Here is an 11,744-nt window from a genome sequence, read left to right as displayed (position 1 = left end):
GATACCTAGAAAAAATTTGTATTCTTCTCTAGGTTTATTTATGTTGCATTAAAAATCACAACAAACAATTTTAAAATAGTTCAGTTTTTACTTGACCTTTTTATAGCTGGCTTTATTTTTTTATTAATTCAGTATAAAGAAAAAGTAGCTCGTCTTTATGCTGCGTCAATACCGAGTCGTTTGGTGAAAAAAGGGCACTGTTGGATAGATAGTAATGGACAAGCCCGATCCATGTATTAAAGAGCAAATGTAGGGGAATATCTTTGATTGACGGTTGCTCTAGGTCAACTACTTTGGAAAAATTATGCGAAATCGTTGATTGTATCTCGACAAAAAGTAGCTGTGATTCTTCTGGTAGAATCGTTTTTTCTTCAATCAGTTTCTTATAAAAGGATTCGTGCTCGGTTAATACTTCCAAGTGCTGATTTAGAAAGGCTGTGATGCCATTTTTTGCTGATATATTTCGTAGCTTTGTTGCAATACTCTCATAGAAATGCTGAATAACAGCTAAAATGAGGGCATCAGAAGTTGGAAAGTGTGCAAAGATGGTTCCGTGAGAAATCTCAGCTTCTTTCGCTATCATGGCAGTTGAAACAAGAAAGCCTTTTTCTGCGTAACACTTCTTAGCTGTGGTGATAATTTTTAATCGAGTTGCCTCTTTTTGAATGGCTCTTTTATTCATATTTGGTTAAGTCCTTACTCATTGAGTTTTAACTCATTATAAATTTTTACGGTAGAAATGTCAAGAGTTATTAAGTGAAATTAACGCAATCGTCACATACTTATTTTTTTCATATATGAATAATTCCCTATCTGGCCCCGTGATTATCGTTATAATGAAAGCAATAGGAAGATAGAGGGGGAGTAAGATGAGCGACAAACTAATGGATTGGTCAACCTTACTGACTGAAAAGCGGTATAATACAAAAAATAATGTCCACGTTAGAGGCACAACCAATGAATACGAGGTAGATTATTTAAAGATTGTGACAAATCAGGCCTTTAGACGGCTACAGGATAAGACACAGGTGTTTCCACTTGATAAAAATGATTTTGTGCGAACGCGGTTGACTCATTCGCTAGAAGTCTCTTATTTTGCGAAATTAATCATTCAAAAGTTTTCGACGATTAATTTACGTAAGAAAATTGATGATAAGATGATCAATCAAATGTCAGCGATTGTCAGCGCGGCTGGTCTATTGCATGATATTGGCAATCCACCCTTTGGACATTACGGAGAAACGAGTATCAAGGACTGGTTTGAAACAAACATCAGTCAGCTATCCTTTAATGGTCAAAAGGTATCAGAGTTATTAACTGAACAACAACTGCTTGATTTACAACATTTTGATGGTAATGCTCATTCATTGCGAGTTGTTCATAGCTACCATTATGTTGAGAATGAACTGGGGTTAAATCTGACGTATCCATTACTGAATACGCTCATTAAATATCCGATCCCTTCGACAGAACTAAAAACGCAGTCAGGGTATAAGAAAATTGGTTACTATCAAAGCGAAGAAGCCATTTATCAACAAATATCCGATGTTCTGGGAACAAGAGGGGTTAGGCATCCTTTAACCTTTGTTTTAGAAGCGGCCGATGATCTGGCTTATGCGACTGCTGATGTTGAAGATGCACTTAAAAAGGGCATCATCAGCGGACAAGAGCTGCTGACATTCTTGAAAGAGTTTATCGAGCGAAAAGAGTTGTCTGAGAGGCAACGAGAGAAAGTGATGGAGGTTTTAGATAAAGCAGAGAAGCAATTTTCTGAATCAGTGGATGAATTGTCTAATATCCGAATCTGGATGAATGATCTTCAATCTCGTTTGGTTCAGAATGCTGCCTTCTGTTTTAACAAGTGTCATAAAGAGATTTTAGCAGGAACGTATTCATATGATTTATTTTTTGAAACGGACTTAGAACCAATTTTAGCAGGACTGAAACAATTGACACTTGAGCGGATTGTGAGTGATCGCGAGATTACGAAACTAGAACTATCGGGTAATACAATTATTACGTGGTTACTGGATCGTTTTGTTCCTGCGGCGTTGTATTTTGATGAGAAGACTAAGAATAAGACCTATAGAAAATATAACTTGATTTTGTCTGAGAGCTGTAAGCGATCGTATTTAAAAACAGTTTCACTTAACCCTTATTTTAGTGAAGGGGACAAGCTTTATTACCGCTTATTAATGGTGGTAGATTTCATTTCCAGTATGACTGATACTTATGCAAAAGGGCTGTACAATGAGCTAAATGGTAACTAGGGAGAGAGAAACATGACTGAAAGTAGAGAAGCTATTTATCGGAAAATCGCCGAGTCAAGTGTGAGAAGTGGCCTTGGTTTTTTTGTAGGAGCGGGTTTTTCGATGTCGCTTTGTGAAAAAGATAATCCTGCGCTTGGGTGGGGACATTTGATTGAACGATGTGCGGAAAAGATGGGTGCCGAGCAAGAGCTAGAGATGATTATGGAAGATGACAGCTCTTTTGGAATGGGGTATCCAGAGATTGCCTCAAAAATGTGTCGGAAGTTTGTGAAAACTCAGCCTGAAATGAATCGTGATGGGTTTAAACAAGAGATGAAATCAATCATCGCTAAGACGACTTACTGGCTACCATCCGAGGAAAAGCGAACGCGTTATTCAGGGTTTATGAAGGCGATTGACCCGACTTTTTTCATTACGACTAACTACGATCAAGTGGTTGAAAGTATTTTAGATGGCAAGGGATTTTCTTTAGATCCTGGCGATGATTTAATTAGTCCAAAGCATAAGATTCCCGTGTATCACATGCACGGTAGTCGACTTAATTCAGATGATATTATCATTTTTCAAGAGGATTATATCTCCTTATTTAGGCCAAATGATTATCGGCAAATAAAACTAGCCCTAACCATCAGAGAGTCAACAACGGTTATCTTGGGCTATGGTTTGGGTGATATGAATGTCTTGTCAGCGATTGATTGGGCAGAAAATTATTATCAAAACAGTCAATCGGATCAAGCGAAAGCAGATATTTATCAGATCGTTAGAAAAGAAGGCACCCTCAATAAAGAGCCCTATTCGTGGAATGACTCGAATATTAAGGTACTTGAAGTGTCAGATATTTCAGAGTTTATGGAAGAATTATTGCCCTATATCGAAGAGGTCAAAGAGGCAGATCGAAAGGATCAACAAGCGATTGATGATATTATTCAAAAAATCAAGACGACTGGTAATCAGTACTTTTTAAAGCAATCGGATGAGACCTTACAAGAGATTAAAGCGTTAGTTACCTATGAAAAAGAGCCACATCTAACGGTAGATTTGTTTGAGTTTATTGAGGTTTATGGTTCGAGCTATCAAGAAGTTTTTACCAAAGCAAGAACGATAAATAAAAATTTTGCTAGCTATGGGGAGAGTTTGAAAATTCCGCTAATGATTATCGACCAGTATGAAGATTTAGCTGAGATGCACCCTAATTTATTTTCGATTATTTTGCATAATTTGAATGATGTGATGAAGTGGGCGGGACCTTTTGGAAACCAAGGAAAATCATGGAAGGCTGATAAAATCTGGCGTGAACATTCATTTTCACAAAAGAATCTAGAGTTGATTCATGAGAGTGCGGATTATCGTGAATTAAGTGATTTGAAACGGTATTCTGAGGAGTCATTGCGGGTGATGGAAGATGAGGATTGTGGTTAGTTATATGAAAATGAAGAGATTATGGACAAAGACGGGCGTTTTTAATGTGAGAAATAAGTAGTTATTTGTCTATACTTTGTAATTCTGACAGAAGCATCCTAATAACAAAAGTCACTGCTTTTATTATTAGGATGCTTCTTGGTTCGTTATTCAAGGTTAGGATATTTATTGTTTACGTACGTTTTGTAAAAGTGGATATTCGTTTCATTACTTAATTTCTTTTTTGTATTCCAAAAAGAAAATGTCCTTTCCGGAATACTTGTCTTTGTATACATCAAATTGTTTCAACTGTTTATTGGATAGATCGGATTCAAAAGACTGCTCGATTGTTTGAATCAATGAATTTTTGTTAGTTAAGTGTTCGGAAGTGATATCTAATTTATAATTATTTCGGATAGGTTGTTTTAGATTACGGGAACTAAAATAAATTTTTTTCCCACAGAATATCGGATTCACTGTGGATTTTAACAAGTACTTGGCCAGATACTTACTAACATTATTTCCATCAATACTTGCTCCAGAAGAATAATCAATATGAACTGAACCACCTTTTGTCAAAATTTTATTTTGAGAATCTATAGCTGCATTCCATATTTTAATAACATCAGAAAAACTTGTATCTTGAGGAATATTTGTTAAGACGTGATAGTGAATGGCACCTCTAGCTTGTGTTTCTATGACACATAAGTATTGAAGCGTAACCATTTCTGCTTCATGCTTAGTTTTTAAATAATATTTTAATCGCCTTATAAAATTAGTGAATACATCATTAGCTATTTCTAATTGGGTGATATTTTCTCTAAAAGTCAAAGTCAATAATGTAAATTTTTCAGAAAAATTAATGTCTATAAGCTGTTGTATTCGCCTTTTAGCTCTTATGTTACTTTGGTATCTATTATTAATCATATTCTTTTTATAAGAGCGGTCAGCATCAGTAGTAAATCCAGAAAATTTTAATTCTGAATAAATTCGAAACTGTTCTTTATTAGGACTACTTATCTTTACTATATTATAAGATTCTATCATTATGTAAATTTTCCTTTCATTGAGTGCCACTTATAATCAAGTATAAATGATATGATTGAACTATACAACAGTCCTGCTAATCTATTAAACGTTATGAAAATTTTCATCATTATACTGGATGTTCTATATAGTTTATTGAAAACATATAAACTATATAGAAAAAGAGTTAGAAAAAACAGCCGCATTCTTTCGAATGCTGTCGATAACTCGTTATCGACGTTTGTAATTTTTCTCGCGGAAAAATATTCTTTAAAAAAATCACAGCTGTCACATCAGCTAGAAGGAAGTGTTAATATGGATTACAGACATCGTAAGATTAGAACCACTCACAGGAAATTTCTGAAGTTGAAAGGTATACTGAACGGCCTTATCAAAGTGGTTAAAATTTTCTCACTAAGTGTGTTGACTATATATATAATAAAAGAAGAATTTTTTTATTATTCCAATGCCTCTGTCCTTTTCAACGAACCTTCTAATTCTATGCAGTAGCGATTTAGACCCAGAATGAAAAAAGAAAGTTAGATTACTAGCTTTTAATCCAATCGTTAGAATTAGTTATTTTGTTGAATAAATGTCTAAATAAGATGTTTTAACAAGAAGTCGTAAATAAATTATAAAAGACTCGATCTATCTTCACACCCGTAACTATAGTACAATAAATGGTAAATGATTGATTAGTGTTAGGAGTAAGAAGATGAAGAAAACAATAGAAGTTGTTGGGGCTGTCATTCATAAAAATAATAAAATATTATGCGCCCAACGACCAGCAGATAAATCTCTTGGGAATTTTTGGGAATTTCCAGGCGGTAAAATAGAAGAAAATGAAACCGATCGAGACGCGTTAGAAAGAGAAATACGTGAAGAACTTAAAAGTGATATTATGATACATGATAAAATCACGACAACTATTCATGAGTATGATTTTGGTATTATATCTTTGACGACCTTTAATTGTGAATTAGTAAGTGGCGAACCGATTTTGATGGAGCATCAAGAAATAAGATGGCTAGAACTATCAGAATTAGATCAACTAGAATGGGCACCAGCAGACATTCCTACAATTAATAAATTAAAAGCTATGAGGTGATAAGTGTGACGATTAAAAATAAGTTGAATCAAGCTTTGCAGAAAGGCTTTATTAATAAGGAGCATGAAGCCTTAACTAAGTATGGCCCTCAATTAGTTGTAAATGAACCTAATAATAAGAAATATGTGCTAAATTCAATTACTGAGGATTTAGAAACGTGTCAATCATTTATTTTTTCAGTAGCATTTATTACTGAAAGTGGACTGATGGCGTTAAAAAAACAGTTGTATGAATTAGCTTTAAAAGGAATTAGCGGTCGAATGATTACCTCTGACTATTTGTCTTTTAATTCTCCGAAAATATTTAAAGAGCTGTTAAAATTACCAAATGTTGAGGTTAGAATTACTTCGGAAGAAGGGTTTCATACAAAAGGCTATTTGTTTGATTTTCCAGACCACTATTCAGCGATTGTTGGAAGTTCTAATTTAACTATAAAAGCATTAAAAAAGAATTACGAATGGAATATGAAGCTTAATTCTTTATATGATGGTGATATTACCAGTCGTATTAAGGAAAATATTGAAGGTTTGTGGAGCAATTCAAAGCCGTTGAGTTTGCAGTGGATTGACGAGTATTCGACACGTTATACACCATTCATCAGCTTAAGGCATATTGACGGAAACTCTGAAAATGATCTAAGGCAAGCATCGCCATATGATGCGGTTATTAGCGTAGAGGAAGATAGTCCCGTAGTAGCTGAAATAATGCCTAATAAGATGCAACAAGATGCGTTAAAATCCATCGCTCATATTAGAGCGTCTGGACAGCAAAAAGCATTAGTGATTTCAGCAACTGGAACGGGAAAAACCTATCTTTCAGCCTTTGATGTTCGCAATGCGCAACCAAAGAAAATGTTATTTATTGTTCATCGTGAGCAGATATTAAAAAAAGCGAAAAAGGACTTCTTCAAAGTAATTGGGGGAGAACAATCCGATTATGGAATACTTTCTGGTTCTAGTAAAAATCGAGATGCTAAGTATTTATTTGCTACTATCCAAACTATCTCTAAGCAAGAAGAATTATCACAATTTAATCGAGATGATTTTGATTATATTTTAATTGATGAGGTCCATAAAGCTGGTGCAGCGACCTATAATAGATTAATGGACTATTTCGAACCTGATTTTTTGATGGGGATGACAGCGACTCCTGAGCGTAGCGATGAGTTTAATATTTTTGAATTATTTGATTATAATATCGCTTATGAAATTCGCTTGGAGCAAGCTTTAGAAGAAAATATGTTGTGTCCATTTCATTATTTTGGAATTACTGATTTTGAAAAAGAGGGGAAAGTTTTTGAAGAAACCTCGGATATTGCTATTTTAGCTTCTGAAGAACGAGTTGAGCATGTTATTAAACATCTTGATTATTACGGCTTTTCTGGTGACGCTGTTCGAGGCTTGATTTTTGTTAGTCGAAAGCAAGAAGCGATGGAATTGTCTAACTTGTTAAACCTTCGAGGCTATCGAACAGTTGCCTTGACTGGTGATCAGTCCAGTGAAGAGCGAGAGAATGCTGTTGAAGCGTTAGAGAATGGGCACTTGGATTATATTATTACGGTTGATATTTTTAATGAGGGGATTGATATTCCATCAGTCAACCAAATCGTTATGTTGCGCCAGACGGAATCTAGTATCATTTTTATTCAACAACTAGGTCGAGGTTTGAGAAAGCATCCGAGCAAAGAATTTGTAACGATTATTGACTTCATCGGAAATTATAAAAATAATTACTTAATCCCAACTGCTTTGTCTGGTGATACTTCGTTAAATAAAAATGAGTTACTAAAAAAGACTTTAGACTTAGAGTATCTTAAAGGAATTTCGACTATTAATTTTGATGAGATTACGAAGAAAAGAATTTTTGATTCCATTAAAACAGCTACTTTGAATAGAGGAAATAATTATAAGGCCTCATATACTCATTTAAAAAATAGAATTGGTAGAACGCCTTTTTTGATGGATTTCATTGAGCAGAATTCCGCTGATCCAGAAGTAATTGCAACCTATAAGAATAATTACTATCATTTTTTACGTTATGTAAAAGAGGATGTTGTTGTTATTAGTGAAACGGGTAATTTCTTTTTAACACTTTTAACCATTGAACTATTGAATGGGAAACGACCACATGAGTTGCTTCTGTTAAAAGAATTAATCGAACGAGGGCAGTTATCTGAGCAAGAGTATTTAACTATGCTAAAAGAAAAAGAGTATTATGTTGATTCTAGGACGATTATTTCTGTTTTAAGTTTATTAGACTTATCATTTTACACGGATATAGGGAAAAAACGTTATGGTAATTTACCAATTGTGCAGAAACAAGAAAGTGATATGCGGTTAACGACTGAATTCCTCAATGAATTAACTAATCCGTTTTTCGCTGAATTAGTTTATGACATTATAAATGTTGGGTTAACCAAATCTGAAAAATATGATAACACTCGTGCGATGACCCTGAAAGAAAAGTATACACGTAAAGATGTATGTCGCCTACTTAATTGGGCAAATAATGAAGAAGGAACGTTGTATGGGTATCAAATTAAGTATGGAACTTGTCCTATTTTTGTCACTTATCACAAAGCGTTGGAAGAGGGTTCTACGCAAGATTATGAAGATAGTTTTATCAATGAGGATACCCTTAATTGGTCAACTAGGGGCGGTGACACTCTTGAGAGTAAATCAGTTAAACGTCTCATGAACGAAACTTCGGAAGAGGTTGTTTGTCATATTTTTATTCAAAAACAAAAAGGCGAACCTTTTTATTATTTTGGCGCTAGTGAGCCCAATAAGAAAACTGCGACCAACGAAGTGTTGAATGGTAGTAATGTGGCGCATATCGAGATGAAACTAGAAATTTCTGTCGATAAAGCCTTGTATGATTTTTTGAGAGAAAGCTGAAATTTCAGCTTTCTTTTTCCTTTAGCCAATTTCAATTCTACACAACCACTTCCCACCATCTCCTAAAAACAGCGACCAATCAGCCTTTCAAAAAACAAAAACAATCAATCAGTCCCTATACGTGCAACTTTCGAACTATCGCCCAAAGCCCCTAAAATAAGTGTTATAATTGAGATATTAACACTGAACGTACCAATAAATTTATGATAATAAGTCACAGGAACTTGTTATAATATAACAAAAAAACCAGTGAAAAAACAGCTATGCATGATGATTTCACGCATCAACCAAAATGTTCTTTCAACCAAAACATTAAGAGTCAGTTACTTGTTATTATATGCGTGATAGTATCACGCACGATTTTGAGTTTCTACTTTTCAAACCGATCTTTGGATAATATCTTCATCAACTATAAAGCTTGTTATACCAAAGTGTTAAGATGTTTTCAGAAGGACGAATAACTAGTGAAAAAACAGCCATGCGTGATGATTTCACGCGTCAACTCAAATGTTCTTTTAAACGAAACATGAAGAGTCATTTAGTTGTTATTATATGCGTGACAGTATCACGCATGATTTTGGGTTTCTACTTTTCAAAGATAACATTGCTTACAGAATTTTCCGTAAAGCCAAGTTCAATTACCATATTTTGGCGACTATTATCGTTAAGTTTCGACCAGACAAAAAAGCAACACTCAGACTGAGAAAATAATGACTAGCGTGGAAAATATAATATAGTTTTAAAGCTAATCAAGGCAAGTTACTAGCATTGATTAGCTTCTTTTTCTATTAAAACCAAAGACAGGACGGTTGACGTCAGAAGATAGTCGTGACGAGTTTTTTTCGCTATTCTGGTAATGCCAATCCTACCAAAACTAACTATCAATATAAAAAATACAGATAGTAGAGAGCAAAATAAACACAGGAGATACCTTTCTAGTGAAAGGAGCCACTGTCGCCCCTGATTTTATGGCTTGGATTGTTTTTATCGGGTATATAATGGCCAAAAATAAGAGTAGCAAGGTAGTGATACTCGCATATTGGGGGATGGTTTTTGCTGAAAAATCAGACACGAGCAAAAGGGTCAAATAATAAGAAAAAGGAATCAGCGACAGATCTCTGCGAAATCGTCTGTACGCACTTGAATTAGATGGACTAGGGTAATCAGATTGAACAGGGACATATTTAATTAGATGACAGCTATCTAGCAACAGTAAAATAAAAGAGAAATTGAATAGAAGTGAAAAAACAATTTTTATTATGATCATAAAAGAACTCCTTAGCAGTTATAAATTAGGAAATAATAACGAGAATTATTCCAATTTATAATAAATTTTTTCTTCAGAAGGGTTATCTTTATTGGGGTAAGTGTCACTACTGTGTACTAATTTTCCATCATTGCCTAAAGAAAAATAATAAATAACCTGTTTATTTTTAGCTAACAGGGTTAGCACGTGATCATCAAAGCTTAGAAAATCTAAAAATTCAGAATCATCTTTGAATTCAGTCGTTGAATTAGAGAAAGAGTACATGAAAGAATTTTCAGAAGATAACATCAGTAGAAGGCTTTCGTCTTGTGAGTTGTCTTCATTTTCCCATATCCCGATGAATTTTTCGAGGTCTGGGTATATCGGACTTTCCAATAGATTATAGGTGGAGCTGGTTGTAGTTGCCTTTTTATCTTTACTAGTACTACCATTACAGGCAGTTAAAAGGGAAAGGGCAAGTATCAACATGGTAAGACGTCTAATTGTGGTCATTTAGTTTCTCCTATAAAATGGTAGGTGTTTTCATCTTAACAAAGGACTTTATTTTGAACGGATGACTATCAAGGCAGATGAAAAGAGTTACTAGTAAAAGTAACTCTTTAGGCTCAAGAAAAAATTTTATTAGTTATTTTTTTAGCATATCTGTTGTTAGATAAGAAAAAGGCAGTAATTAACGCAATTAATAGAAAGTAAATTTTTGAGCCTAGCAGCGTAACAGCGAGTATCCCGATTAACGTTACAAGAGACATAATAAACCATGTTTTCATACGATCACTCCTTTATCTTTAAATTATACATTAAAAATAAATCTAAGGATACTGATAAATTTATAAAATTTCACCGCAATTAAGGGATAGCGTTATTTCTTTTTTCAATTATTTTATTTCTTTTTCTTCGTAATTGGCACAATTCTTGCAATATAAAAGAGCCTCTCGCATTGGCGTATAACCAACAATTTGAGAGGCTCTTAATCATGTTATTTAATAATATACTTCTTGACTTAGCGTACCTGTTCCCATACACTAGCAAAGAAAGCACTACCAAGACAATTAAATAAAAAAATTTATGGCGGATCGGGTTTGGTTTCTGAGGCCAACCCCAATCCCTTGATGTACAGTTTACGCCTGCAAATCAAGTTTGCCAATAGCTAGCAATTTCTCCTAGCACTGTTCATTGTACCTAATTTAAGCGCTTTTTTCTAGCATTTTCCAAAAGAATTATCAAAAGCACGCTAATTTGGGTAGGGTACATCTAACATGATTCAGTCTTAGAGCACTTGCTATAAGGTTATTTAGTGACCTTTTAACCCCAACTATTGTAAACGACATTTGACAGTCCGTCTAATGCCGTTTTTTTGCGTTTTAAGGGAAAGTCTTGGTGGTGCTTTTTATTATTTCTGTGAACTTTTAAAAATTATATTCCATTCAAAGCTCCCGAGTCAAAAAGTTTTTCAATCTAGGAGGAATTCAAATGAAGTCTAAGAAATACTTGTCCGTCATGTCAGTTATGATGATTCCGATTGCGGTTGCTTTTAATGTTATCGGTGGTCAATTAACTAACATGTTGAAACTCCCGTTTTATTTCGATGCCGTCGGTACCATCTTAATGAGTTGCTTGGCGGGCCCGTGGCTAGGCAGTGGCACCGCCATTATCAGCACGTTATTTAATTCATTACTCCGCCCACAGGCTTTTCCTTTTGTTCTTTCAGCCATTGGGATTGCCCTAGTCGCAAGCCTCGCAAGTCGTCTCGGATTTTACCGAAACTGGGGTGGTAGTCT

Annotated in this window: 9 protein-coding genes and 1 pseudogene; 5 read left to right on the top strand and 5 right to left on the bottom strand. The window is 34.6% G+C overall.

Annotation, left to right across the window (positions count from 1 at the left end):
- Positions 1 to 112: 112 nt before the first annotated feature.
- Positions 113 to 682, bottom strand: coding sequence for a TetR/AcrR family transcriptional regulator (locus AC5KOD_RS03895; RefSeq protein WP_496913224.1), 570 nt, complete (start codon positions 680 to 682; stop codon positions 113 to 115).
- A gap of 187 nt (positions 683 to 869) precedes the next feature.
- On the opposite strand from AC5KOD_RS03895, the gene dgt reads away from it, so the two are divergent.
- Together dgt and AC5KOD_RS03885 are read left to right on the top strand one after the other, a co-directional pair.
- Entirely contained in the window at positions 870 to 2,270 is a 1,401-nt protein-coding gene (gene dgt, locus AC5KOD_RS03890; protein ID WP_496913223.1) for a dGTP triphosphohydrolase, read from the top strand.
- 12 nt (positions 2,271 to 2,282) lie between these two features.
- Positions 2,283 to 3,689 (top strand): SIR2 family NAD-dependent protein deacylase, encoded by a 1,407-nt coding sequence (locus AC5KOD_RS03885; protein ID WP_496913222.1) that lies wholly within the window; start codon positions 2,283 to 2,285, stop codon positions 3,687 to 3,689.
- Between the two features lie 207 nt (positions 3,690 to 3,896).
- On the opposite strand, the gene AC5KOD_RS03880 is transcribed toward AC5KOD_RS03885, so the two are convergent.
- Positions 3,897 to 4,715, bottom strand: a complete 819-nt coding sequence (locus AC5KOD_RS03880; RefSeq protein ID WP_496913221.1) for a rolling circle replication-associated protein — start codon at positions 4,713 to 4,715, stop codon at positions 3,897 to 3,899.
- A gap of 694 nt (positions 4,716 to 5,409) precedes the next feature.
- Here AC5KOD_RS03880 and AC5KOD_RS03875 point away from each other — a divergent pair.
- Positions 5,410 to 5,802 (top strand): (deoxy)nucleoside triphosphate pyrophosphohydrolase, encoded by a 393-nt coding sequence (locus AC5KOD_RS03875; RefSeq protein WP_496913220.1) that lies wholly within the window; start codon positions 5,410 to 5,412, stop codon positions 5,800 to 5,802.
- Between the two features lie 5 nt (positions 5,803 to 5,807).
- Positions 5,808 to 8,699, top strand: coding sequence for a DEAD/DEAH box helicase (locus AC5KOD_RS03870; RefSeq protein WP_496913219.1), 2,892 nt, complete (start codon positions 5,808 to 5,810; stop codon positions 8,697 to 8,699).
- An 874-nt stretch (positions 8,700 to 9,573) separates the two neighbouring features.
- Here the strand turns inward: AC5KOD_RS03870 and AC5KOD_RS03865 are convergent.
- The 3 genes from AC5KOD_RS03865 to AC5KOD_RS03855 all read right to left on the bottom strand — a co-directional run bounded on the left by AC5KOD_RS03865 (position 9,574) and on the right by AC5KOD_RS03855 (position 10,733).
- The gene (locus AC5KOD_RS03865) at positions 9,574 to 9,966 is read right to left on the bottom strand and encodes a hypothetical protein (protein ID WP_496913218.1); all 393 of its coding nucleotides are present in this window, start codon (positions 9,964 to 9,966) and stop codon (positions 9,574 to 9,576) included.
- A 45-nt stretch (positions 9,967 to 10,011) separates the two neighbouring features.
- On the bottom strand, positions 10,012 to 10,458 hold the full coding sequence (locus AC5KOD_RS03860) for a hypothetical protein (protein ID WP_496913217.1): 447 nt from the start codon (positions 10,456 to 10,458) through the stop codon (positions 10,012 to 10,014).
- Positions 10,459 to 10,571: 113 nt separating this feature from the next.
- Positions 10,572 to 10,733, bottom strand: coding sequence for a hypothetical protein (locus tag AC5KOD_RS03855; protein ID WP_496913216.1), 162 nt, complete (start codon positions 10,731 to 10,733; stop codon positions 10,572 to 10,574).
- A gap of 703 nt (positions 10,734 to 11,436) precedes the next feature.
- On the opposite strand from AC5KOD_RS03855, the pseudogene AC5KOD_RS03850 reads away from it, so the two are divergent.
- A pseudogene (locus AC5KOD_RS03850) lies at positions 11,437 to 11,744 on the top strand (ECF transporter S component); the annotation flags it as partial.

Source organism: Vagococcus sp. WN80Y, assembly GCF_059621045.1.
Note: the sequence above shows the minus strand (reverse complement) of the source record. Positions and strands in the feature narration are given on the sequence as shown.

Excerpts from the sequence above, each read along its gene's own strand:
- AC5KOD_RS03895 (WP_496913224.1), bottom strand. The coding sequence starts at position 682 with ATGAATAAAAGAGCCATTCAAAAAGAGGCAACTCGATTAAAAATTATC.
- AC5KOD_RS03875 (WP_496913220.1), top strand. The coding sequence starts at position 5,410 with ATGAAGAAAACAATAGAAGTTGTTGGGGCTGTCATTCATAAAAATAAT.
- dgt (WP_496913223.1), top strand. The coding sequence starts at position 870 with ATGAGCGACAAACTAATGGATTGGTCAACCTTACTGACTGAAAAGCGG.
- AC5KOD_RS03885 (WP_496913222.1), top strand. The coding sequence starts at position 2,283 with ATGACTGAAAGTAGAGAAGCTATTTATCGGAAAATCGCCGAGTCAAGT.
- AC5KOD_RS03860 (WP_496913217.1), bottom strand. The coding sequence starts at position 10,458 with ATGACCACAATTAGACGTCTTACCATGTTGATACTTGCCCTTTCCCTT.
- AC5KOD_RS03880 (WP_496913221.1), bottom strand. The coding sequence starts at position 4,715 with ATGATAGAATCTTATAATATAGTAAAGATAAGTAGTCCTAATAAAGAA.
- AC5KOD_RS03855 (WP_496913216.1), bottom strand. The coding sequence starts at position 10,733 with ATGAAAACATGGTTTATTATGTCTCTTGTAACGTTAATCGGGATACTC.
- AC5KOD_RS03865 (WP_496913218.1), bottom strand. The coding sequence starts at position 9,966 with ATGATCATAATAAAAATTGTTTTTTCACTTCTATTCAATTTCTCTTTT.